We start from the raw sequence: 21,634 nt of genomic DNA on the forward strand, positions 1-21,634 counted from the left end.
GCTCAGTAAACGACGATCTTGCCGGTGTTCTGCGGGAAGATCGCGTCGTTGTAGAAGTACTCGCCCGGGGTGTCGAAGGTGTGGGTGAAGGACTGGCCGGGCATCAGGACGCCGGTGTCGAACTCGTACTCGAAGAACGAGACGGCGGCGTGCGCGAAGGCGTTGCCGGCCGGGTTGACGAAGGTCACGGTCGTGCCCTTGGGGACCCGCAGGTGCTGGGGTGACATGGCGTTCTGGGCCACCGTGTTCTCGGTCGCGCCGGGCCGCTGGTTCGCGGCGTCCCATACCCGGCCGAGCGTGACCGTGGTGCCGGTGACGGCGGCCGTGCGGATGTCGTTGCGCTTCTTCGGCGGCGTCGGCGTGGCGGCCGGCGGGACCTTGCCGCCGAGCTTGAACGCCCACAGGTGGTCGCCCCTCGGGATGTCCGGGTAGGGCAGGCCGTTGCCGCCCGCCAGCACCGCGACGTACTGCTCGCCGTCGATCTCGTAGCTGATCGGGCTGGTGTGCACCCCGGCGCCGCACTGGAAGCTCCACAGGACGCTGCCGTCGGTGTCGTCCATGGCGTGCAGCACCCCGTCGGGCCCGCCCTGGAACATCACCCGCCCCGCCGTGGTCAGGATGCCGTTGCCGTGGGCGAGCGACCACTCCCGGTCCAGCGTCCACACCGGGGTGTTGGTCCGCGGATCGACCGCCGCGATGCCGCCCGCGAAGTGCTCGCCGAGAGGGCGGGAGGTGTTGACCCGCCCGTCGCGGCTGTTGGAGAAGCCCGAGTTGATCAGCCCGTAGCCGACGTAGATCCAGCCCGTGTGCGGGTTGTACGACAGGTGCGCCCAGTCGGCGCCGCCGCCCGCCCCCGGGAAGATGATCGTCGCCCGGTCCCAGTGCGGCGTGTACAGCCCGCCCCAGGCGTAGAACGGCACCGGCCGGGTGGCCTTGCCGAACTCGGGAGCCTGCGTGATGAACGGCTCGCCGCCCGGGAACGGCTGCGTGGCCGCCGTCTTCTGCCGCGGGTCCTGGGGGACCGGGCGCTCCTCCATGCCGTGCAGCGGCTCGCCGCTGGCCCGGTCGAGGATGTAGAACATGCCGACCTTGCTGCCGTACACCACGGCCTTGCGCATGCGGCCCTTGACCTTGATGTCGATCAGCACCGGCGCCATGACGTTGTCGAGGTCCCAGATGTCGTGGTGCACCGACTGGAAATGCCACTTCCGCCGGCCGGTCTTGGCGTCGATGGCCACGATCGAGTTGGCGAACAGGTTGTCGCCGCCCCGGCCGGAGCCGTCCAGGCGCGGGTAGGAGCCGCCGAACGTCCAGTAGACCAGGCCGAGGTCCGGATCGACGGCCGGGTGGATCCACGGGACGGCCCCGCCGGTCTTCCAGGACTCGCCCTCCCAGGTGTCGTTGCCGAACTGGCCCTCGCCGGGGCACGACCAGAACGTCCAGGCGACCTCGCCGGTGGCGGCCTTCAGCGCGTACGCCCGGCCGCGCGCGCCGCCGGTGCTGCCCTGCATGCCGACGTAGATCAGCCCGTCCCAGTAGACGACCGCGCCGGCCAGGGTGCCGGTCAGGCCGCCGCACTGGCCGTTCTGCGGGTCGCAGCCGCCGGTGTCGCCGCCGCCCTCGCCGTCGGTGATGAGCTGCCGCTGCCAGGCGATCTCACCGGTGTCCTGCTTCAGCGCGTACACGATGTTGGCGCCGGAGGTGGAGAAGACCAGGCCCTCGCCCAGGGCGACGCCGCGCATGTTCGTCTGCCTGGTGCCGAGGTTGGTCTTCCACCTGACGGCGCCGGTCCTGCCGTCCACGGCGAAGACGTTCTGCTGGGTGGTCTGGACGTACAGGACGCCGTTCTGCACGACGCAGGTGCTCTGCTGGGCGGCCGACGTGCTGCCGCCCTCCAGGTTCACGTGCCAGGCGCCGCCGAGCCGCTGCACCGTGCGGGGCGTGATCCGCCTCAGCGGCGAGTAGTTGTGATTGCCCAGGTTGCCGCAGACCTTGGGGAAGTCCTTGCCCGTCACGCCCAGCGACGCGGGCTGCCGCTCCAGCGGCGGGGCGGCGGCCTCGGCGGGGTCGGCGAGGGCGGCGGAGACGGTCAGCGTGGCTGCCGCGCCGAGGAGGAAGTGACGTCGTTCCACGGGCACCCAATCTTCGGTGGTCCATCAAGCGGACCAGGAGAACCGTAAGACGGACGCACCTTAAGCTCGGGCCGCCGGTGAATTCAAGAGCTTGTCGTGGTGAGGATCTGTCGTTACGCTCAAGCCCCCGAGTGGACCAACTGTTCCACCTAGCGGTCTCCATGCGAGGTGCCCATGCGCAGCAAACTCTCCGTCGCCGCGGCCACCGGAGCAGCGTTACTCCTGCTCACCGCCACCGCCCCGAGCTCCGCCGCCTCCCCGGAGCCCGCAGGGAACCTCGGCGATCCCGACTACGGCGTCTGCCGGGGCACCGACCCGCGCTGCTACCACGACTGGGGCAACTTCGACCCGGCCAAGGGCTACAAGCTGCTCGTCTACAGCCGTACCGCCGGCCCGCGGCACGCCCACCTCGGCACCCCGCTCGGCCCCGGGCTCAACCCGCCGCTGGGCGACGACAACGTCGCCGTCAGGGCCGTGGTGAAGCTGGGCCAGGAGAACGGCTTCGCCGTCGACTACACCGAGGACGTCACGCAGCTCTCCTCGGCGGGACGCCTGCTGGGCTACAACGCGGTGATGTTCCTGAGCACCACCCGCGACGCCCTCGACGACGCCGCGCAGACGGCGCTGCGCCAGTACGTCAGGGCCGGCGGCGGCTTCATCGGCGTGCACAACGCCTTCGGCACCGAGTACAACTGGCCCTGGTACGAAGGACTGCTCGGCAACGCCAACTTCTACGACCACAGCGCCAACCAGCCCGGCACCGTCGAGACCGTCGACCGGCGCGACGCCTCCACCCAGGGCCTGCCCAGGACCTGGGCCTTCTCCGACGAGTGGTACAACCTCGTCCCCGCCCCCACCCGCGTCCGCGTCCTGGCCGAGGTGGACGAGCGCAGCCTGGCCCGGGGCGTACGCGGCAACCTCGGCCACCCCGGGCACGGCGAGCACCATCCGGTGAGCTGGTGCCAGTACTACGACGGCGGCAAGGCCTGGCTGACCACCCTCGGCCACGACGTCAGGGCCTGGACCGACGAGCCCATGGAAGGCGACCAGTACTTCGTCCAGCACCTGCTCGGCGGCGTCAGGTCCGTGCTCGGCATGTCGGCCTTCTGCCGGTGATCGGCGGGCGGAGCCGCGATCACTCTCCGCCCTGCGCGGCGAGGCGCACCTGGGTGATGGCGTGGCGCTCGACGGCCATCACCTGCAAGCGCCAGCCGCCGATCTCCACGCTCTCCCCGGGGGCGGTGGGCACGTGCCCGAGCAGGGTCAGGACGAGGCCCGCGACCGTGGTGTAGTCGCCGTCGGGCCGCTCCTCCAGGTGCACGTCCAGGTCGGGCAGGTCGTGGACGGGGAACGTGCCGGTCAGCAGCAGCCCGCCGTCGGCCTCGCGGACGGCCGCCAGCACGTCGCGGTCGGTCTCGTCGTAGATCTCGCCGACCACCTCCTCCAGGAGATCCTCCAGGGTGACGATGCCGTTGACGGAGCCGCGTTCGTCGATGACGAGGGCGAACTGCTGGCGTTCGGCCTTGAAGCGGCGCAGCGCGTCGGAGACGGGCAGGCTGTCGGGCAGCAGGAGCGGCGGGCGGGCCACGTCGGCGACGGTCGTGGCGTGCTCGTCGGTGAGCAGGTCGCGCAGGTTGACGACGCCGGTCACCTCGTCCAGGCCGCGCCCGCCGACGACCGGGGCGCGGGAGTGGCCGGAGGCGGCCAGCAGGCGGCGGGCCGGCTCGACGGGGGTGGCGGCGTCAAGGGTGAAGACCTCGCGGCGGGAGACCAGCACCTCGCGCAGGACCCGGTCGCTGATCTCGACCGCGCCGGAGATGATGAGCCGCTGCTCGGGGGTGAAACCGCGGTGGGTGGCGACCAGGTCGCGGATCTCCTCGGGGCTGATCTCCTCGCGGTGCCGGTCCGGGTCGCCGCCCATGAGGCGTACGGCGAGGTCGGTGGACTTGGCGAGGGCCCAGACGATCGGCCGGGACAGGGTGGCGATGAGGCTGAGCGGGCGGGCCACCAGCAGGGCCCAGCTCTCGGCGCGCTGCATGGCGACCCGCTTGGGCGCGAGCTCGCCGAACACCAGCGTGAAGAACGTCAGCACGATCGTCACCAGCACGATGGCGATCGGGTTCGCGGCGTCGCCGAGGAAGCCGAGCAGCGGCACCAGCGGCTCGGCCAGGGTGACCGCCGCGGTGGCGGAGGCGAGGAAGCCGGACAGGGTGATGACGAGCTGGATGGTGGCGAGGAACTGGTTGGGGTCACGGGCCAGGCGGACGAGGACCTTGCCGCCCGGTCCGCGCTGTTCCAGCCGGCGGAGCTGGCCCTCACGCAGGGAGATCAGCGCCAGCTCGGAGCCGGCGAAGACGGCGTTGAGAATGACCAGGACCACGACGAGGGCGAGCTGAAACCAGTAGCCGTCCAAGGCAGAGGGGCTCCTTGAGAGAACGGTGACGCGGCGCGAAGCCGCCGGGGGGAATGCCGAGCGGCGGCTCGGGCGAGAGAAGACCGTGCGCGCGAACGAAGAGGCACCGGGCCACTGCCCGGTCGGGTATCGCACTCTTCCACGGAAGAGCCGTCACTCCACTCGTTCGTCGCGATCAGCACAGGTCATAGGGCAGAACGGCCGAGAACGGGGCGAAGTTCCCAGCGGTGGTCACGCGGGAACGAGCAGCGTGGTCAGCAGGTCGTCCAGGCTGACGATCCCCGACACGTGGCCCGTCGCCGTGCGGACCAGCGCGACCTGCCCGTGGGCGTTCCGCAGCCGGCTCACCGCCTCGGCGATCGAGGCGTCCTCGGCCAGGTCCGGCAGCGGGTGGGCGAGCTGGGCGGCCGTCGTCCGGGTGTCGCCGCGGCGGCGCGCCAGGTAGGCGTCGCGGACGTGCACCACCCCGGACGGGGCGGTGAGCGGCCCGGCGATCAGGCGGGAGCGCCCGGCACGCAGGCACGCGTCGATGATCTGCTGCGCGGTGGCGTCGGCGGGCACCGTGACCACCTGGCCGGCCGGGGTGACCAGGGTGGCGATGGGCGCGTCGGGGGCGCGCAGGGCCTGGGTGAGGACGGCGTGGTCGTCGGCCTCGATGAGGCCGAGCCGGCGCGACTCCTCCACCAGGTGCCGGAGCTGCGCGGGGGTCCGCGGCGCCTCCCCCTCTCCGCGCGGGTGGACCTTGAACAGCCGCAGCAGGCCGTTGGTGATGCCGTTGAGCGCGCTGATGAGCGGCCGCACCAGCAGGGTGAAGCCGCGGAACGGCAGCGCCAGCACGGTGGCCGACCGCTCGGGGTGCGCGATCGCCCACGACTTGGGCGCCATCTCGCCGAGCACCATGTGCAGGAACGTCACCAGCGCCAGCGCGATCACGAACGCCACCGAGTGCGCGGCCGCGTCCGGCAGCCCGACGGCATGGAAGAGCGGGGCGAGGGTGCCCGCGATCAGCGGCTCGGACACCACGCCGAGGCCGAGCGAGCACAGCGTGATGCCGAGCTGCGCCCCGGCCAGCATGAGCGACAGCTCCTTGATGCCCGCCAGGGCGGCCGAGGCGGCCCGGCTGCCCGAGGCGGCGGCCTTCTCCAGGCGGTGGCGTTTGGCGGCGACCAGCGCGAACTCGGCGGCGACGAAGAAGCCGTTGCCGACCAGCAGGAGCAGGGTCAGGACGAGACCGGTGGTCACACTCACTGCTGCTCCTCGCTGTCGTCCCGGTAAGGGGTCAGGCGGACGCGTTCGGGGACGTGCCTGCGCAGGGTCAGGACCTCGACGCGGGCGTGCGTGGGGGCCTGGTCGTCCAGGGTGGCGGGCAGGCTGACGGTGATCGTCTCGCCGGGGGCCGCGAAACGGCCGAGCCGGTGCAGGACGAGCCCGGCGAGGGTGTCGTACTCGTCCTCGTCGGGCAGGGCCAGGTCGGTGGCCAGGGCGATCTCGTCGATGCGCAGACCGGCGTCCACCTCCCACGCCTCGCCCTGCCGCACGACGGCCGGGGCCTCCACGTCGTTCTCGTCGGCGATCTCGCCGACCAACTCCTCGGCGACGTCCTCCCAGGTGAGCAGCCCGGCCAGGCCGCCGTGCTCGTTCACCACGCAGGCCACCTCCTCGCCGCGTTCGTGCATCTGCCGGGCCAGGTCCGGCAGCGCGAGGGAGAACGGGACGACGAGCACGTCCCGGCAGATGCTGCCGATCCGGACGCGGCCGGCGTCCTCGGGCGCGACGGCGGCGGCGTCGCGCAGGCTGACCACGCCGACCACGAGGTCGAAGGTGGCGCCCAGCACCGGGTAGTGGGTGTGGCCGTGCGCGGCGATCAGCTCGTCCAGATCCGCGACGGTGGCGATCGCGGGGACGGCGACGACGTCCACGCGCGGCACCATGACCTCCTCGGCGGTGTGCTCGGAGAAGGCCAGGGCCCGCTCCAGCACGTCGGCCTGGCTGCCGGGCAGGTGACCGTGGGCCTCGGACTCGCCGATGATGTGGCCGAGCTCTTCGAGGGTGGCGCCGTGGTGCAGCTCCTCGACCGGTTCGATGCCCACGGCGCGCAGCAGCCGGTTCGCCGCGGTGTCGAACAGCCTGACCACCGGTCCGGCGATCTTCAGGTAGACCAGGGTGGACCCGGCCAGCGCGCGGGCCAGCGGCTCCGGCCTGGCCAGGGCCAGGTTCTTGGGGGCCAGCTCGCCCAGCACCATCTGGATGACCGTGGCCAGCGCGAACCCGATCGCCAGGGCGACGGCGTCCACCAGGCCGCCGGACAGGCCCAGCGCGGTCAGGGCGGGGGCGATGAGCTCGGCCAGCGCGGGGCGGGCGATGAACCCGACGACCAGGGCGGTGACGGTGATGCCGAGCTGGGCGCCGGACAGCATGAACGACAGCCGCTCCATCACCTGGACCGCCTTGGCGGCCTTCCTGTCGCCCGCCTCGGCCTGGGTGACCAGGGTGAGCCGGTCGGCGCTGACGTAGGCGAACTCCTGGGCGACGAAGTAGCCGGTGGCGGCGGTGAGGAGGAAGACGGCCAGCAGGCCGAGGGCCACGCTCACCTGGCACGCCCTTGTCCGAATCGCGGGCGGGTCAGGTTCGCCGACACGTACGCTCCCTTCTGTCTCACCGGACGGACCGGTGTCATTCGACGCTAGCGGATTCGTGCACTCAGCCGCTAACCGGGGCGTATTGCCCGGCATCGGGCTCGCGCCTCCAGCCGTTCCCCCTACGATGATCGACGATCATGATCCTCTTCCAAGGACGGCCGGAAGTGTCCAGGCAAGAACGCGTTCGAAGGTTCCTGGAGAACCGGCTCGTGCAGCGAGCCGTCATCGTCGTGATCGTCGTCAACGCGATCACCATCGGCATGGAGACGAGCTCCCGCCTCATGGACGAGATCGGCGGCCTGCTGCACGCCGTCGACCGGATCGCGCTCGTCGTCTTCACCACCGAGATCGCCGCCCGCCTGTACGCCTACCGCAGGTCGTTCTTCAAGGACCCCTGGAACTGGTTCGACACCGTCATCGTCGCCGTCGCCCTCATCCCGGCCTCCGGACCCACGTCGGTGCTGCGGGCGTTGCGCATCCTGCGGGCGCTGCGGCTGGTCTCGGCGGTGCCCAGCATGCGCCGCGTGGTCGGCGCCCTGCTGACCGCGATGCCGGGCATGGCCTCCATCATCGGGCTGCTGGTCCTGCTGATCTACATCGCGGCGGTCATCGCCACGAAGCTGTTCGGCGACATCGTGCCCGAACGCTTCGACGAGCTGCCGCGCTCGCTGTTCACCCTGTTCCAGATCATGACCGGCGACGACTGGGGCAACGTCGCCCAGGACGTCATGGAGCACAAGCCGTGGGCGTGGCTGTTCTTCATCGCGTACATCCTCATGTCCACCTTCGTCGCGCTGAACCTGTTCATCGCGGTCGTGGTCAACGCCATGCACGAGAACGAGCCCTCGCCGGCCGAGCTGCAGACCCGGGCGGAGCTGAACGCCGTCAGGCAGGAGCTGGCCGCGCTGAACGCCAAACTGGACCAGCTCCTGCTGCGGGACGAACCGTCCTAGGCTGGTGGCGATGACGGGATCGGCGGCGGGCGCGCGGACGCAGGAGCAGATGCGGCAGCGGAACCTCAGCGAGGTGCTGCGCCGCGTCCACCAGGACGGAGCCGTGTCACGGGCCGCGCTCAGCCGCCGGATGGGCCTCAACCGCAGCACCATCATGGACCTGACCGCGGAGCTCGCCGCGGCCGGGCTCGTCCGCGAGGGCGTCCCCACCGGTCAGGGCCGCGCCGGGCGGCCGTCCATCGTCGTCATGCCCGAGCAGGGGACGGTGTACGGGCTCGCGTTCGACGTGGCCGTGGACCGGCTGCTCGCGGCCCGGGTCGGGCTCGGCGGCCGGATCCTCGACCGCCGCGAGGCCGTACGCGCCCGCGCGGGCGTCGACCTGGAGGACGTCGTCGGCGTCCTCGCCGCCTTCGGCCGCGAGCTGGTCGCCGGAGCCCCTCCGGACGCGGTGTGCGTGGGCGTCGGCGCGTCCTACTGCGGGCTGATCAGGCGCGCCGACGGCACCGTCCGCTACGGCCCGCACCTCGGCTGGGTGGACCAGGCGTTCGGCCCGGAGCTCGCCGCCGGGCTCGGCCTCGGGCTTCCCGTCGAGGTGGGCAACGAGGCGCACCTGGGCGCGGTCGCCGAGCACGTACGCGGCGCGGGACGCGACGTGGACAACCTCGTCTACCTGCACGGGGACGTCGGCGTCGGCGGCGGCATCATCGTCGGGGGCGACCTCCTGGACGGCGACGCGGGCTACGGCTGCGAACTCGGGCACATGCTGATCAACCCGTTCGACGGGCGGCCCTGCCTGTGCGGGTCGCGCGGCTGCCTGGAGGCCGAGGTGGGGGAGGAGGCGCTGCTCGACTACGCGGGACGCTCCGGCGACCTCATCGGACGCCCCGGCATCCGGGCGGTCGTCGCCCTCGCCGGGGCCGGTGACGCGCGGGCACGGGACGCCGTCGGCCGCGTCGGCGACTGGCTCGGCGTCGGCGTCGTCAACCTCATCAACCTGTTCAACCCGGCGCTCGTGGTCTTCGGCGGGATGCTCCGCGACATCTACCCGGCCGCCGCGCCGCGCGTCCGCGCCCGGATCGACGCGCATGTCCTGCCGGTGTCGCGCGAGCGGGTCCGCCTGGCCGTGACGGCCCTGGGCGACGACACCACGCTCGCCGGGGCCGCCGAGCTCGCCTTCGCCGACCTGCTGGACAACCCGCTGAACGCCTTGGCCACCCGGCCCTGACGCTCACGTCATATGGAGGGTCTGGGTGCCGATGACGGACAGCACCTGCAGCTTCTCGTGGCTCTCGCTGCCGGGGACGGCGGTGTAGACGAGCAGCCAGTGCGCCTGATCCGGGTCGATCAGCCGCTGGCAGGTGAGCTCCAGCACGCCGACCTCGGGGTGGACGAAGTGCTTGACGTCCTTCGGGCGGATCCCGATCTCGTGGTCCTGCCACACCCGCCGGAACTCCTCGCTGCCGGCCAGCAGCAGGTCCGCGAGGTGCGCGGCCCGTGATCCCGGCCCGCGCAGGGTGACGATCTCGCGCAGCCCCGAGGCGTACATCCTGGTCAGGAACGCGTGCTCGCCCGGCGCGTAGAGCCGCCGCGCGGCGGGGTCGGTGAACCACCGGTAGCCGATGCTGCGGGCCGGCCCGGTGTAGCGGGTCGTGTCGCCGGTGAGCGCGACCCCCATCGGGGTCTGGCGCAGGGTCTCGCCCAGCTCGGTGACGATCTCCGCGGGCGTGTCGGTCAGGCGGTCGAGGATGCGCAGCAGGCCGGGGCTGATGTGGTCGCCGGACGTGCCCCGCGCCGGCGGGTTGTGCCCGGCGAGGCGGAACAGGTGGTCCCGCTCGTCGAGCGACAGGTGCAGCCCCTGCGCGATCGAGGCGAGCATCTGGTGCGACGGCTGCGGCCCGCGCTCCCGCTCCAGCCGGGCGTAGTAGTCGGCCGACATGTTGCACAGGGAGGCGACCTCCTCACGCCGCAGGCCGCTGGTCCTGCGGCGCTGCCCGCGCGGCAGGCCCACGTCCTCGGGCTGCAGAGCCTCCCGGCGGTTGCGCAGGAACTCCGCCAGCCCGGCCCGATCGATCACCACATGTCCTCTTCCTCTGGGATGCGGCCCTTTTGGGGTACGGCCTTTCTAACAGCTGCGCGCCACGGCAGCCACGGACCGGTGAGCCGGGGATGGGCGGGTCCTGGATCCGCCCGCGCGGTCCGCCGAGGATCGAGGGCACGCCCACCCGAAGGAACAGGACCTCATGTCACGTACCCGAACCGACCTCACCGTGCCCGATCTGTCCGGCAAGCGCGCCGTCGTCACCGGGGCGAGCGACGGGATGGGCCTCGCCATGGCCACCCGCCTGGCCGCGGCCGGCGCGGAGGTCGTCATGCCCGTCCGCAACCCGCGCAAGGGGGAGAGCGCGCTCGCCGCGATCAGGCGGGCCGTCCCCGGCGCGGACGTCTCGCTGCGCGCCCTCGACCTGTCCTCGCTCGAATCCGTCGCGGCCCTCGGCGCGGACCTGTGCGGCGAGGGCCGCCCGATCCACCTGTTCATCGGCAACGCCGGCGTCATGACGCCGCCCGACCGGCAGACCACCGCCGACGGGTTCGAGCTGCAGTTCGGCACCAACCACCTGGGGCACTTCGCCCTCGTCGGGCACCTGCTGCCGCTGCTGCGCGCGGGGCGGGCCCGCGTCACCTCGCAGATCAGCATCGCCGCCCGCCGCGGCGCCATCAACTGGGACGACCTGAGCTGGGAGCGCGGCTACCACGGGCAGCGTGCGTACAGCCAGTCGAAGATCGCGTTCGGGCTGTTCGGCCTCGAACTGGACCGGCGCAGCAGGGCTCACGGCTGGGGCGTCACCAGCAACCTCGCCCACCCCGGCGTGGCGCCCACCAGCCTGCTGGCCGCCCGCCCCGAGCTGGGCCGCAGCCGCGACACCCCGCAGGTCCGCCTGATCCGGGCGCTCTCGGCCCGCGGCATCCTGCTCGGGACGGTCGAGACGGCGCAACTGCCCGCCCTCATGGCCGCCACCGGCCCCGACGCCAGGCCGGGAGCCCTGTACGGGCCCAGCGGCCCCGGCCACCTCGGCGGCCCGCCCGCCGAGCAGCCGCTCTACCCGCCGCTGCGCAGCACCGCCGACGCGGCCCGGATCTGGGCGGTCTCGGAGGAGCTGACGAAGGTCTCCTACCCGGCCTGACCCGCCCCGCTCAGCCGGCCTGGCGGTCGACGATCACGCCGCCGATCCCCGTACGGCCGGCCGGGGTGGCGACCAGCTCGACGGCGATGCTGTCGCGCAGATGCGTCCCGAGGACGCCGGCGACGGCGTCGGTGACGGTCCGCACGAGCCGGTCGGCGATCTCGTCGCTGTCGGGACGGGTGAACGCCGCCTCCCGTACGCCGAACGTGATCGCGGGCGCGGCCTCGTCGGCCGGCTTCCCCCGCAGGCCCCACCGCCCAGGGGGCACGCCGTCGAGGTGGATGACGGCGATGTCGCGCGCCCATTCGCCGTACACGCTCACCACCGCGTCGGTCAGCGCGGCGATGAGGGCCGTCTCGTTGCCCTGGAGCTGCGGCTCCAGGACCCGGACCGTCAGATGTGGCATCGTAGGACTCCTGTTTGTTCCCAAATTAGCTTTGATGTCAAAGGTAATAGGCGAGGTGTCCCATGGTCAACGACGCGGACGGCATGACCACCGATCAGGCGGTGCGGTCCATGTTGCTGCTGATGCCCCGGCTCGTCGGGCGGGCCAAGCGGCTGCCCGTCCCCGAGGTGCTGCGGACGCTCGACCTCGCGCCCCGCCACCTGTCGCTGCTGGCCTACCTGCAGTACGACGGCTCTCTCACGGTGAGTCAGCTCGCCGAGCGCCTGGAGATCGCGCCGACGACCGTCAGCCTCATGGTGGGCGACCTGTCCCGCCGCGGCGTCCTGACCCGCGAGGAGGACGACGCCGACCGGCGGCGGCGGGTCGTCGCGATCGCCCCCCAGTACGTCGAGCCGATCCGCGAGTGGCTGTCGGGCAGCGCGCTGGCCTGGGCCGAGGTCCTGGCCGGCCTCACGCCCGCCGAGCGCGCCACGATCGTGCGCACGATGCGGGCTTACGAGACCGCCCTGGGCAGGCGCACGCACGGCTGAGCCCGGTTGCCCCGGGCGTGGTCCCGCGGCGAGCGACCGGGCTCAGTCGAGCAACGCGGTCGCCTCGACCTCGACGAGCACATCCGGCTCGAAGAGGTGGTCGACGCCGATGAGGGAGGCCGGCGGCATGGGGAGCCGGAGACCGATCTCCTCGGCGACGGCCTCGACCCCGGCCATGAAGTCGCCGATCTTCTCCGGGCTCCACCGGGTCACGTAGAACGTCAGGCGCACCACGTCCGCGAACGAGGCTCCCGCGCCCGCCAGGCCGAGGGCGGTGTTGCGCAGGGCCTGCGCGACCTGTCCGGCCAGATCGCCGGGGGCCACCGGGGTTCCGTCGGCCTGCCGTGCGATCTGCCCGCTGACATGGACATGAGTCGTGCCAGTGCCGACGGCGACGTGGTGGTAGGGGGTGGGCTGCAGCATGCCTTCAGGGGTGAAGTGCTTGACGGTCATGGCTGTTTCTCCTTGTCCCAGTAGGTATCTGTAAGCTACTTAGTAGGAGAAGGACACTTCAACGAGACCAGGTTTCGCCATGGATACCGACAGCGAGCTCCGCATCGACGCCCCGCACCGCGAACTCCTCGACCAGGTGCTCGACAAGTGGTCCCTCGGGGTGCTCAACGAGCTCTGCGAACGCCCCTGCCGCTTCAACGAGCTACGCCGGGCCATCCCCGCGGTCACGCAGAAGTCGCTGACCGCGACTCTTCGCCGTCTTGAGCGCAACGGGGTGATCGAACGCGAGGTCGTCTCCACGCGGCCGGTGGCGATCATGTATCGGATCACCCCGCTCGGCAAGACCTTGCGGCAGCCCATCGACGTACTGCTGGCCTGGGCCGGCGAGCACATGCCCGCCATCGAACGCGCCCGCGACGCGTTCGACCTGCGCGAAGACACAGGCCTCTGAGAGATCCCACCGGGAGCCGGGTGGCCGAGAGGCCGGTCAACGGCCTCCGGATCTGCGGTGGTGGGAGGCGCGGGCTTTGGCGCGGTTGCCGCAGAGCTCCATCGAGCACCAGGTCCGGCGCCGGTTGCGGGAGTGGTCGTAGTAGGCCCATCGGCAGCTCGGCTCCCGGCAGGCCTTCAGCCGCGTCCACGTGCCGTCCGCCACGGCCTCGGCCACGACGGCGAGCAGCCCGGCCAGCGCCGCCTCCACCGGCCCCGGGTCGCGGGCGACCAGCCGGGGCGGGGAGACGGTCACGTCGAGCATCAGCGGGAGGTCGCGAGTGAGCTCGGCGAGCTCGGCGCGGGCGGCGGGGTCGAGGCCGTCCGGGCGCGGGCTGGAGACGGGCTCCTCGTTGTTCGCGGCGATCAACGCGCGCAGTCCCTCGCGGACCCGTCCGGCGCGGTCGCGCTGCTCGGCGGTCACCTCCGTGCCGGCGGGCACGAGGCCGCGGGCGTGCAGCCATGTCGCCAGTTGATCCGGCGTCGCGAGCTCGTCGCCGTCCTGGTGCCGGGTGTTGATGAACTCCTCGATCACGCGCAGCGGCTTCGGCGCCATCCCTGCCTCGGGCTCGGTTGCGCGCTCATTCTCCACGCCTCGCAGCCTATCCGGCTACAGACGATGGTAGGTTACCTAACCGACGTAAGCCTTACGACAGTTAGACGAGAAGGGATCGCTGATGAGCATCAGCATCGGCAACATCGGCATCGACACGAACGACCTGGCCGGCAGCACCGCCTTCTGGCAGGCGGTCACCGGCTACCGGGTCGCGTCATCGGACGAGGGCGCCGCCTACCTGGAGGACGCGAACAAGAGCGGCGTCGGCCTGTCCCTGCAGGCCGTCCCCGAAGGCCGGGAGGGCAAGAACCGGCTGCACCTGGACCTGTTCACCGACGACCTGGCGGGCGAGGTCGACCGGATCCAGGCCCTCGGCGCGAGCGAGGTGCGGCGCTTCGACAGCTGGGTCGTGCTGGCCGACCCCGAGGGCAACCAGTTCTGCGTCGTCGCCGCGTAGCCGCACGCGCCGCCGCGGCCTGCTCACCGTCAGCCGGTAGCCGGTCGTGGGCGGAGCGCGTCGGTGAGGAGGTCGAGCAGGCGGTCGGTCTGCTCCTGGGGGGCGCCGGCAGTGATGGCGAGGAACACGCCGACGAGCAGGGCGGTGACGTCCTCGGCGGCGACGTCGGCGCGGAGGGTGCCCTGCGCCGCGCCCTCGCGGAGGATCGTGGCGATCGTGGTGGTGACGCGCTCGCGGGAGGGAGGCGCGATGCGTCCGGAGGCGTACCCGGCGCGCAGCGTGTCCATCATCCCGCGTTTGGTGGTGACGAAGGCGGCGTAACGGCCCAGCCAGGTCCGCAGCGCCACGTCGGCGGGGTGCCGGCCGAGGAGGGCGGAGACGCTCGTGGTGACGGCTTCGAGCTCGGCCGCGTAGACGGCGTCGACCAGGTCCTCGCGGGTGGGGAAGTGGCGGTAGAGGGTGCCGATGCCGACCCCTGCCTGCCGGGCGATGGCCTCCAGCGCGACGGGGCCCTCGGCCGCGGCGAAGGCGGCCTGGGCGGTGGCGATGAGCTTGTCGCGGTTGCGGCGCGCGTCACGGCGCCCCGGCTGCTGAGCGGGCTGGGGCGGAGTGGTCTCGGGCGGACTCAAAACGGAGGCACCTCCGGTAGTGCTACAGTGGAAGTAACGGAGGCACCTCCGTTTCCTCCATTCTCTCATGAGGGCAGGTCACCCATGACGTCCCCATCCTTCCCCGCCACCCCTGCTCCGCGCCCCGGAGGCGCCGGCGAACTGGCCGGCCGTACGGTCTCCCGCGTGGGGTACGGCGCGATGCAGCTGGAGCGCCTGCACGGCGACCGCCGCGCCGCCGTCGCCCTGCTGCGCCACGCCGTCGAGCTCGGCGTCGACCACGTCGACACCGCCCAGTTCTACGGCGACGGCTTCGTCAACGAGGTCATCCGCGAGGCGCTCACGCCCGAGGACGACGTCCTGGTCGTCAGCAAGGTCGGCGCCGTCTCCGACCCCGGCGGCCCGTTCCCGCTGCGGCTGGCGCAGCGGCCCGAGGATCTGCGGACGAGCGTCGAGGACAACCTCGCCACGCTCGGGCTGGAGCAGATCCCGGTGGTCAACCTGCGCCGTACGGACTCCGGGATCAGCGTCCCCGTCCCCGACGACCAGATCGTCGGCCTCGACGACCAGCTCGCCGAAATGATCGCGCTGCGTGACGAAGGCAAGATCGGCGCGATCGGGCTGAGCAGCGTGACCGCGGACATCCTGCGCCGCGCGCTGCCGGCGGGCATCGTGTGCGTGCAGAACGCCTACAGCCTCGTGGCCCGTGACGACGAGGACGCGCTCCGGCTGTGCGAGGCCGAGCAGATCGCCTGGGTCCCCTACTTCCCGCTGGGCGGCGCGCTCCCGGGGCTGGCGAAGGTGGCCGACGAGCCCGCCGTGCTCGCCGCCGCCGAGCGCCTCGGCTGCACCCCCGCCCAGGTCGGCCTGGCCTGGCTGCTGCACCACTCGCCCCGCACGCTGCTCATCCCGGGCACCGCCGACACCGGCCACCTCGAGGCGAACCTGGCCGCGGGCGCGATCACCCTCGACGACCAGACCCTCGCCGCCCTCGACGCCGTCCCCACCCGCCCGTTCCAGACTCTTGATGGTCTCAAGAGTTGACGTTATAAAGGGTCAGTGAGCGAGACGCCAGAGGACCTCTTCTTCCGTGAACTCGGCGGCGCCTGGGCCGAGCTGCGACAGGCGTTCCCCCGGCACATCGGCATGAGCCCCCAGCGCGTCCAGTTGCTCATCCGGCTGTGGCGCGACGGCGAGACCAGCCACAACGACCTCCGCCACACGCTGGGCATCGACGGGGCGAGCGTCACGCGCCTGGTCAAGGAGTTCGAGGCCGACGGGCTGATCGGCCGCCGTCTCGACCCGGCCGACAATCGCTACACGCTGGCCGCGCTGACCTCGGCCGGCGAGCGGGCGGCGGCGGAGCTGGAGCGGGCGCACCAGTCCTACCAGGAGCGGCTCCTCGCCGGCATCACCGCACAACAGCAGGAGATCGTGCTGGACGTGCTGCGCCGCGTCCGCGCGAACATGACCGAGCAGGAGAGCCCATGACCGACGACGACGTACGGGCCGCCGCCGAGCGCATGTACGCGGCGTTCAACGCCCAGGACTACGCCGCCACGACGGAGGTCTTCACCGCCGACTTCTACAGCCATCCCCTGGGCACGACCGGCCCCGGCAGCGTCGCGCAAGCCTGGCGACGGCTCCACGAGGCCTTCCCCGACGTCCACGTCATGGTCGAGGACATGGTCGTGGAAGGGGACACGGCCGCGGTCCGTACGAGCATGCGCGGCATCCCAGGCCAGGGGTCGCCGACGATGCTGGAGATGTTCCGCGTGCGCGACGGACGCATCGCCGAGTTGTGGGGCCTGTCCTCACTGCCGCGCACAACTCCCTCGTTCAGCCGGTAGGTTCTGACGGAGCCGGCGCCGACCTGCGGGCCGCCGAGCCGCGCCTGGTGCTCACCACGGTGCTGGGCGAGCTCATCCCCTACGACGCAACTTTTCCCGTGCCGGCGGCATCCGACAAACCATGGGAATTCATACGTCACTGGCGGCACTCACCCTCGCCGGCTTAACAGCGGCCACCCAGCCTGCGGCCGCTGAGGCTCCCGCCACGATCGCCTACGCGCAGCGGACGCAGACCTGGGAAGTGGTGCTGACCAGCGGGCAGGTGATGGAGGTCCCGGAGGCGCTGACCGTGGCGCCCAAGGACGCGGTCAACGAGGGGACGACCGCGCCGTTCCTGATCAGCGGGGACGGGCGGCACCTCTTCTACTACCGGAAGAAGGACGGCCTGTTCGTGGAGCGGACCGTGCACGGCAAGGAGCGCGTGGTCGCCAAGCGCATCACGGCGTACGCCATCGGCGAGGAGTGGCCGTTCGTGTCCTTTGACGGCAGCTACGTGATCACGGGGACCTCGGGACCGGGCTTGGACGTGTTCGCGGACCTGCGAAAGCGCAAGGCTATGGGGCCGCCGGAGAAGACAGACGCGTGGAGCCTGTCCGGGTTCAGCCCCGACAGCAAGCGAGTGCTGCTGGGCGGGGAGCAGATGGTCGTGTTCGACCGGGCGCTGCGGCCCCGGCTGCGGCTGAAGACGCGACTGGACCCGAGCGCGCTCGCGGGGGACTACACCACCTCGGCCGTGCTGGTCGGCAAGGGAGGCAAGTACCGCAAGGTGCGCATGCTGAACCTGCGTACCGGTCGCGCGGGCGCCGTGGTGGAGGTGCGGCTTCCGCGCGGGCAGTACATCGACGACATCGACTTCGACCGGTCCGACCGGCTGATCGTGCGATCGAAGAGCGCGAAGGGAGTGGCGGTCTACCAGGTCTCGCGGAAGACGGGCGCGGTGAAGCTGCTGAAGGAGATCGAGCGGCCCGACGTGGCGGGATGGGTGCTCCCGGGCGACGACTGCTACGAGCCCTGGGCCGACAGGAAGTGAGCGGCCGGGTCCCTTGAGGGGGCGGCTGCACCCTGCCGAGGACCGCCGAATCTACAATGTAAAGGCGGGGTGACGGTGCTGAATTGTCCCGGCAACCGGCTCGCGTGGGAGACTGGAGGCGGCGAACAGGCGGCGAGACAGGAGGTCCGGTGGGTTCCCGAGCGTCGGGCAGCGCCCTGCGGCGCACGCCGATCCAGGCCCGCAGCCGGGACAAGGTCGAGCGCGTGCTCGCCGCCGCCGAGTCCCTGGTCAAGGAGCTCGGCTACGACGGCTGCGTGGCCTCGCCGGTGACGCTCATCGAGCGGTCGGGGGTCAACTCCGGCTCGTTGTACACCTACTTCCCCAGCGTGCAGGCCGTGCTGGAGGAGCTGACGTTCCGGTACATGGACCGGGCGTACGAGCTGATCGAGGAGGTCGCGGCCGGCACGTACGGGTCGTGGCAGGAGGCCAACGACGCGGTCGTGGACGCCTTCGAGGAGTTCCACCGCGATCCCGTGGTGCGCGAGCTGTGGAACCGCACGCACATGAGCGAGCAGGTTCTCAAAGCGCAGGCCCAGTTGCAGGACCACCTCACGGCCTGCGTCCAGCGGCTGTTGTCCGACAGCTCCGGCGGGCGGCTCGACGCCCCCGACATCGCCTACACGGTGACGACCATGGTCGGCAACCATCTCGTGCAGGCGGCGCTGGGGCCGGGCCCCGACCGGCCTGACCTCCTCGCCCAGGCCAAGGTCGTCATGCGGGCCTACTTGGCGACGTTCGTGCGGGACGAGGAGGACAGAGACGGCGAGGACGCGGCCGGAGGGGCCGGGCGGAGCGGCTGACGGGTCAGGCGAGGCGGGCCAGCACCGTCGGCAGCCCGTGCCGCGCGGTGGAGGCGAAGTCGCCGACCGTGTGGACCGCGCCCAGCACGCCTCCGACCGTCAGGTGCTCGCCGGCGTGCACCAGGCCCTCGCCGAGGCGTAGCCGGGCGCGCCCGCGCCGCTCCTCGTGCAGGACGAAGTCCGGCGAGGTGTCCCGGGACAGCACGTCGAACCGGGCGAAGCCGGGCCCGTCCACCTGGGGCACGGCCCGCACCAGCAGGTGCGGGTAGAGCCGCAGCCCGGGCGGCTCGGGCGCCGTGTCGTCGGCCTCCCATTCCAGGTCGACCAGGGTGCGGCCCTCGGCGGCGACGGTGCAGGCGATCCGGTCGCCGTCGCGCTCGACGCGCATGGCGGCCATGCGTTTGGGATAGCCCCACAGCTCGCGGCCGGCGGCCACGCTCCAGGAGTGGTTCTCGTACTCGGCCAGGTAGAAGCCGCCGACGAGGTCGCCGTAGCGGACCGGGACGATGACGCCGCAGTCCATGAAGCCGCCGTTGGTGGCGGTGGAGAAGTCGGCGAAGCTGACCGCGAACCGGTCGTCGGCGGGCAGGAACGGGGTGGGCCGCAGCAGCCGTTCCAGCTCCTCCGCGTCGCCGCGGCAGTAGACGGTGACGGTGCTCAGGCCGGGCGCGGAGTACGGCTGCGCGGCCGGCGGATAGTCGAGCCGCCGCCAGAAGTCGAGGGGGTCGTATCCGGTGCGCATCACAGTCCTCGGGGTCGCGGGGCGAGGGGGGCGGGGGCCGGTTCGTCCAGGGCCGCGCCGTTGGTCTCGGGCGCCCAGGCGGCGGTGACCGCGATGCCGAGCAGCAGCACCACGGCGGTGGCCACCATGACGCCGGCCACGCCGAGGCTTTCCAGCCCGATCGGCAGCAGGAACGTTCCAGCGGCAGCGCCGATGCGGCTGATGGCCGAGGCCAGGCCGAGGCCGGAGGCCCGCAGCTCGGTGGGGAACAGCTCGCTGGGGTAGATGAACTCCAGGTTGGCGACCAGCGCCAGCAGCAGCCCGAACAGCACGAACAGCGTCACGGTGAGCCAGGGCGGGTTCGGCGCCAGGCCGATCCACAGGCAGATGGCCGTGAGCGCCGCCATGAAGCCGATCAGTGCGGTCCGGCGTCCCATGCGGGGCAGCAGGAAGATGCCGATGACCGCGCCGAGCAGGGCGAACGCGCACGGCAGCACGGTGCCGAGGAATTCGTCGTCCACCTTCAGCGCGGCGAGCACGTCCGGCAGGAAGACGAACAGGGAGAAGTTGGGGATGGCCAGCGCCATCCAGAACAGGCCGGATACGGCTGTCCTGCGCCACATGTCGGGCGCGAACAGCCGCCGCCAGGAGCCGGCGCCGGCGGCACGCGCGGCGTCCGCGGGCGGCAGCGCGATGTCGGGGCCGAGCCACCTGTCCACGATGCGGCGGGCTTCCTCGACGCGGCCCTGGCTGATGAGCCAGCGCGGCGATTCGGGCGCGCCGGTCCGCATGATCAGCACGATCAGGGACGGGGTGGCGCTGGTGGCGAGGGCCCATTTCCAGGCGTCGGGGCCGCCCAGCCCGGCGACGTAGTGGCCGGCGACGGTGGCGACGAGGTAGCCCAGCGCCCACAGCACGCCGAGCGCGCTCATCACCGCGGTGCGCAGCTTGCGCGGGGTGAACTCGGCCAGCAGTCCGGGGCCGATGGCGTAGTCGCCGCCGATGGCCAGGCCCAGCACCAGCCGCAGCGCGACGAGCTGCCACGGTGCGGCGGTGAACACCTGCAGCACCGAGATCACCACCATGGCGAGCAGGTGCAGGCGGAACAGGTCCTTGCGGCCGAACCGGTCGGTCAGCCGGCCGAACACCAGGCCGCCGACGAACAGGCCGACCAGGGGGGCGGCCGAGACCAGGCCGCTCCAGACCGGCGTCATGCCGAAGGCGGCCGGGATGGCGGGGAAGGCGAAGATGACGATGCCGAGGATGTAGCCGTCGATGAACATGCCGCCGCCGACGACCGCCGCGATGCGCAGGTGGAACGGGCGCAGGGGCAGGTCGTCCAGGGTCATGGGCTCTTTCACGCGCGGTCCTGTTCCGAAGGGTTCGCGAGGGGGATGGACACGGCGGAGCCTCAGGCGGCGAGCTCGGAGCGGCCGACGACGTCGCCGGGCCCGAAGTCGAAGTCGGTGAAGTCGACGCGGGCCGCGACGACCTCCAGCGGGCCGAGGAACTCCAGCGGGTCGCCGGGGCCGTCGTGCAGCTCCAGGGTGGCCTGGCCGTGGACCGGCTCGCGCAGGGCGGCGGCGGGGAACTCGAAGCGGATGATCTCGGCGGTGACGGGGACGTCCTGGCGTGGCGTGGTCAGGTGGCGCACCTGGAAGGTGGGGCCGGCGGCGGGCCAGGAGGCCGGGGCGGGCGGGCCGGGGGTGAAGTCGGTGGTGATCAGGGTGCGTCCGTTCCTGCGGCACTCCAGGTGGATGCGGCCCTGGCCGTCCTGCTCCCAGGTGAGCTCGCCGCCTTTCTTGGGCCAGGCGAACACCTCGCGGCCGACGCACAGGCCCATGTCGCTCTCAATGTATTCGAGCGGGACGTGCGAGCCGGCCTCGCCCTCGAAGGCGCACGGCAGGATGAACTCCATGTTGAGCATGCCGGTGAGGTCGACGACCCTGCCGACGCGCGACCACTTGACGCGCAGGTAGTCGCCCGTGGGGGTCAGCGGGTACGGCAGCAGCTCGCCGACCAGCCCCGGGCGGGTGCGGCAGAGCAGGGTGAGGTTCTCGGTGTCGCGGAACTCGTGGACGCCCAGGGGATACAGGGGCGACCAGCTCGGGATGGTGGCGATGGTCTGGCGCACGGCGCTCTCCGAAACTTAACTTGAGTCGAGTTGAGTTTTGTTCCGAGAGTATGGCGATCCCGGCGCCGCCACGTCAAGAGCAGAACGCCCAGGTCAGCCCGGCCGCCCAGCCGCGGCTGTCCCTCGTGCGCGTGGAGGAGCTCCTTGCGCCCGATCACCGTGCCGGTCCCGCCGGCGGCGGCGGTGCGGATCACGGCCCCGAGGCGACCCAGCCACAAGCTCTCCCGTGGCAGGGGGCCTGTCAATACCGGGGACACCCC

The 21,634-nt window shown here is 72.0% G+C and carries 24 protein-coding genes; 12 read left to right on the forward strand and 12 right to left on the reverse strand.

Annotated features, from left to right (window positions below):
- Positions 1–2: 2 nt before the first annotated feature.
- Positions 3–2,132 (reverse strand): outer membrane protein assembly factor BamB family protein, encoded by a 2,130-nt coding sequence (locus tag ABD292_RS15385; RefSeq protein WP_344207878.1) that lies wholly within the window; start codon positions 2,130–2,132, stop codon positions 3–5.
- A gap of 174 nt (positions 2,133–2,306) precedes the next feature.
- Here ABD292_RS15385 and ABD292_RS15390 point away from each other — a divergent pair, with 174 nt between their 5' ends.
- The gene (locus ABD292_RS15390; RefSeq protein ID WP_344207879.1) at positions 2,307–3,248 is read left to right on the forward strand and encodes a ThuA domain-containing protein; all 942 of its coding nucleotides are present in this window, start codon (positions 2,307–2,309) and stop codon (positions 3,246–3,248) included.
- Between the two features lie 19 nt (positions 3,249–3,267).
- Here ABD292_RS15390 and ABD292_RS15395 read toward each other — a convergent pair whose 3' ends face one another.
- From ABD292_RS15395 to ABD292_RS15405, 3 genes are all read right to left on the reverse strand, one after another.
- Positions 3,268–4,545 carry a hemolysin family protein gene (locus ABD292_RS15395; RefSeq protein WP_344207881.1) on the reverse strand — a complete coding sequence of 426 codons (1,278 nt, stop codon included), beginning with the start codon at positions 4,543–4,545 and terminating at the stop codon, positions 3,268–3,270.
- A 231-nt stretch (positions 4,546–4,776) separates the two neighbouring features.
- Positions 4,777–5,793, reverse strand: coding sequence for a hemolysin family protein (locus ABD292_RS15400; protein ID WP_344207883.1), 1,017 nt, complete (start codon positions 5,791–5,793; stop codon positions 4,777–4,779).
- On the reverse strand, positions 5,790–7,136 hold the full coding sequence (locus tag ABD292_RS15405) for a hemolysin family protein (RefSeq protein ID WP_344207884.1): 1,347 nt from the start codon (positions 7,134–7,136) through the stop codon (positions 5,790–5,792). The genes ABD292_RS15400 and ABD292_RS15405 overlap by 4 nt, the downstream gene beginning before the upstream one ends.
- A 212-nt stretch (positions 7,137–7,348) precedes the next feature.
- On the opposite strand from ABD292_RS15405, the gene ABD292_RS15410 reads away from it, so the two are divergent.
- Both ABD292_RS15410 and ABD292_RS15415 read left to right on the forward strand, forming a co-directional pair.
- Positions 7,349–8,137 (forward strand): ion transporter, encoded by a 789-nt coding sequence (locus ABD292_RS15410; protein WP_344207885.1) that lies wholly within the window; start codon positions 7,349–7,351, stop codon positions 8,135–8,137.
- Between the two features lie 10 nt (positions 8,138–8,147).
- On the forward strand, positions 8,148–9,362 hold the full coding sequence (locus ABD292_RS15415) for an ROK family transcriptional regulator (protein ID WP_344207886.1): 1,215 nt from the start codon (positions 8,148–8,150) through the stop codon (positions 9,360–9,362).
- A gap of 3 nt (positions 9,363–9,365) precedes the next feature.
- On the opposite strand, the gene ABD292_RS15420 is transcribed toward ABD292_RS15415, so the two are convergent.
- The gene (locus ABD292_RS15420) at positions 9,366–10,211 is read right to left on the reverse strand and encodes a helix-turn-helix transcriptional regulator (protein ID WP_344207959.1); all 846 of its coding nucleotides are present in this window, start codon (positions 10,209–10,211) and stop codon (positions 9,366–9,368) included.
- A 166-nt stretch (positions 10,212–10,377) separates the two neighbouring features.
- Between ABD292_RS15420 and ABD292_RS15425 the strand changes: the two genes are divergently transcribed.
- The gene (locus ABD292_RS15425; protein WP_344207887.1) at positions 10,378–11,319 is read left to right on the forward strand and encodes an SDR family oxidoreductase; all 942 of its coding nucleotides are present in this window, start codon (positions 10,378–10,380) and stop codon (positions 11,317–11,319) included.
- 10 nt (positions 11,320–11,329) lie between these two features.
- Here the strand turns inward: ABD292_RS15425 and ABD292_RS15430 are convergent, their stop codons facing one another.
- Positions 11,330–11,725, reverse strand: a complete 396-nt coding sequence (locus ABD292_RS15430) for a tautomerase family protein (RefSeq protein ID WP_344207888.1) — start codon at positions 11,723–11,725, stop codon at positions 11,330–11,332.
- A gap of 62 nt (positions 11,726–11,787) precedes the next feature.
- On the opposite strand from ABD292_RS15430, the gene ABD292_RS15435 reads away from it, so the two are divergent.
- A complete protein-coding gene (locus tag ABD292_RS15435; protein WP_344207889.1) occupies positions 11,788–12,255 on the forward strand; it encodes a MarR family winged helix-turn-helix transcriptional regulator in 468 nt (155 codons plus the stop codon).
- A gap of 42 nt (positions 12,256–12,297) precedes the next feature.
- On the opposite strand, the gene ABD292_RS15440 is transcribed toward ABD292_RS15435, so the two are convergent.
- On the reverse strand, positions 12,298–12,708 hold the full coding sequence (locus tag ABD292_RS15440; protein WP_344207890.1) for a RidA family protein: 411 nt from the start codon (positions 12,706–12,708) through the stop codon (positions 12,298–12,300).
- Between the two features lie 79 nt (positions 12,709–12,787).
- On the opposite strand from ABD292_RS15440, the gene ABD292_RS15445 reads away from it, so the two are divergent.
- On the forward strand, positions 12,788–13,159 hold the full coding sequence (locus tag ABD292_RS15445) for a winged helix-turn-helix transcriptional regulator (RefSeq protein ID WP_344207891.1): 372 nt from the start codon (positions 12,788–12,790) through the stop codon (positions 13,157–13,159).
- Between the two features lie 36 nt (positions 13,160–13,195).
- Here ABD292_RS15445 and ABD292_RS15450 read toward each other — a convergent pair whose 3' ends face one another.
- The gene (locus ABD292_RS15450; RefSeq protein ID WP_344207892.1) at positions 13,196–13,789 is read right to left on the reverse strand and encodes a CGNR zinc finger domain-containing protein; all 594 of its coding nucleotides are present in this window, start codon (positions 13,787–13,789) and stop codon (positions 13,196–13,198) included.
- Positions 13,790–13,874: 85 nt separating this feature from the next.
- Here ABD292_RS15450 and ABD292_RS15455 point away from each other — a divergent pair, with 85 nt between their 5' ends.
- Positions 13,875–14,210: a VOC family protein gene (locus ABD292_RS15455; protein ID WP_344207893.1), complete on the forward strand. Its 336-nt coding sequence runs from the start codon at positions 13,875–13,877 to the stop codon at positions 14,208–14,210.
- Between the two features lie 29 nt (positions 14,211–14,239).
- Here ABD292_RS15455 and ABD292_RS15460 read toward each other — a convergent pair whose 3' ends face one another.
- Positions 14,240–14,839, reverse strand: coding sequence for a TetR/AcrR family transcriptional regulator (locus ABD292_RS15460; protein WP_344207894.1), 600 nt, complete (start codon positions 14,837–14,839; stop codon positions 14,240–14,242).
- An 84-nt stretch (positions 14,840–14,923) separates the two neighbouring features.
- Here ABD292_RS15460 and ABD292_RS15465 point away from each other — a divergent pair, with 84 nt between their 5' ends.
- The 5 genes from ABD292_RS15465 to ABD292_RS15485 all read left to right on the forward strand — a co-directional run bounded on the left by ABD292_RS15465 (position 14,924) and on the right by ABD292_RS15485 (position 18,519).
- Positions 14,924–15,862: an aldo/keto reductase gene (locus ABD292_RS15465; protein ID WP_344207896.1), complete on the forward strand. Its 939-nt coding sequence runs from the start codon at positions 14,924–14,926 to the stop codon at positions 15,860–15,862.
- A gap of 15 nt (positions 15,863–15,877) precedes the next feature.
- Positions 15,878–16,309: a MarR family winged helix-turn-helix transcriptional regulator gene (locus ABD292_RS15470; protein WP_344207899.1), complete on the forward strand. Its 432-nt coding sequence runs from the start codon at positions 15,878–15,880 to the stop codon at positions 16,307–16,309.
- Complete coding sequence (locus tag ABD292_RS15475) at positions 16,306–16,668, forward strand: ester cyclase (RefSeq protein WP_344207901.1); 363 nt, start codon at positions 16,306–16,308, stop codon at positions 16,666–16,668. Before ABD292_RS15470 ends, ABD292_RS15475 begins: the two co-directional genes overlap by 4 nt.
- A gap of 121 nt (positions 16,669–16,789) precedes the next feature.
- Entirely contained in the window at positions 16,790–17,698 is a 909-nt protein-coding gene (locus tag ABD292_RS15480; RefSeq protein ID WP_344207902.1) for a hypothetical protein, read from the forward strand.
- Positions 17,699–17,847: 149 nt separating this feature from the next.
- Positions 17,848–18,519, forward strand: coding sequence for a TetR/AcrR family transcriptional regulator (locus ABD292_RS15485; protein WP_344207903.1), 672 nt, complete (start codon positions 17,848–17,850; stop codon positions 18,517–18,519).
- 4 nt (positions 18,520–18,523) lie between these two features.
- Here ABD292_RS15485 and ABD292_RS15490 read toward each other — a convergent pair whose 3' ends face one another.
- From ABD292_RS15490 to ABD292_RS15500, 3 genes are read right to left on the reverse strand one after another with little or no spacing between them, the layout of a single operon-like run.
- Positions 18,524–19,261 carry an acetoacetate decarboxylase family protein gene (locus ABD292_RS15490; protein ID WP_344207904.1) on the reverse strand — a complete coding sequence of 246 codons (738 nt, stop codon included), beginning with the start codon at positions 19,259–19,261 and terminating at the stop codon, positions 18,524–18,526.
- The gene (locus ABD292_RS15495; protein WP_344207905.1) at positions 19,261–20,601 is read right to left on the reverse strand and encodes an MFS transporter; all 1,341 of its coding nucleotides are present in this window, start codon (positions 20,599–20,601) and stop codon (positions 19,261–19,263) included. Before ABD292_RS15495 ends, ABD292_RS15490 begins: the two co-directional genes overlap by 1 nt.
- 50 nt (positions 20,602–20,651) lie before the next feature.
- Complete coding sequence (locus tag ABD292_RS15500; protein WP_344207906.1) at positions 20,652–21,374, reverse strand: acetoacetate decarboxylase family protein; 723 nt, start codon at positions 21,372–21,374, stop codon at positions 20,652–20,654.
- Positions 21,375–21,634 lie beyond the last annotated feature (260 nt).

Origin of the sequence: Nonomuraea bangladeshensis (assembly GCF_039529455.1) — a bacterium.
Taxonomy (GTDB): domain Bacteria; phylum Actinomycetota; class Actinomycetes; order Streptosporangiales; family Streptosporangiaceae; genus Nonomuraea; species Nonomuraea bangladeshensis.

Excerpts from the sequence above, each read along its gene's own strand:
- ABD292_RS15390 (WP_344207879.1), top strand. The coding sequence starts at position 2,307 with ATGCGCAGCAAACTCTCCGTCGCCGCGGCCACCGGAGCAGCGTTACTC.
- ABD292_RS15415 (WP_344207886.1), top strand. The coding sequence starts at position 8,148 with ATGACGGGATCGGCGGCGGGCGCGCGGACGCAGGAGCAGATGCGGCAG.
- ABD292_RS15425 (WP_344207887.1), top strand. The coding sequence starts at position 10,378 with ATGTCACGTACCCGAACCGACCTCACCGTGCCCGATCTGTCCGGCAAG.
- ABD292_RS15430 (WP_344207888.1), bottom strand. The coding sequence starts at position 11,725 with ATGCCACATCTGACGGTCCGGGTCCTGGAGCCGCAGCTCCAGGGCAAC.
- ABD292_RS15435 (WP_344207889.1), top strand. The coding sequence starts at position 11,788 with ATGGTCAACGACGCGGACGGCATGACCACCGATCAGGCGGTGCGGTCC.
- ABD292_RS15440 (WP_344207890.1), bottom strand. The coding sequence starts at position 12,708 with ATGACCGTCAAGCACTTCACCCCTGAAGGCATGCTGCAGCCCACCCCC.
- ABD292_RS15445 (WP_344207891.1), top strand. The coding sequence starts at position 12,788 with ATGGATACCGACAGCGAGCTCCGCATCGACGCCCCGCACCGCGAACTC.
- ABD292_RS15455 (WP_344207893.1), top strand. The coding sequence starts at position 13,875 with ATGAGCATCAGCATCGGCAACATCGGCATCGACACGAACGACCTGGCC.
- ABD292_RS15465 (WP_344207896.1), top strand. The coding sequence starts at position 14,924 with ATGACGTCCCCATCCTTCCCCGCCACCCCTGCTCCGCGCCCCGGAGGC.
- ABD292_RS15475 (WP_344207901.1), top strand. The coding sequence starts at position 16,306 with ATGACCGACGACGACGTACGGGCCGCCGCCGAGCGCATGTACGCGGCG.
- ABD292_RS15480 (WP_344207902.1), top strand. The coding sequence starts at position 16,790 with ATGGGAATTCATACGTCACTGGCGGCACTCACCCTCGCCGGCTTAACA.
- ABD292_RS15490 (WP_344207904.1), bottom strand. The coding sequence starts at position 19,261 with ATGCGCACCGGATACGACCCCCTCGACTTCTGGCGGCGGCTCGACTAT.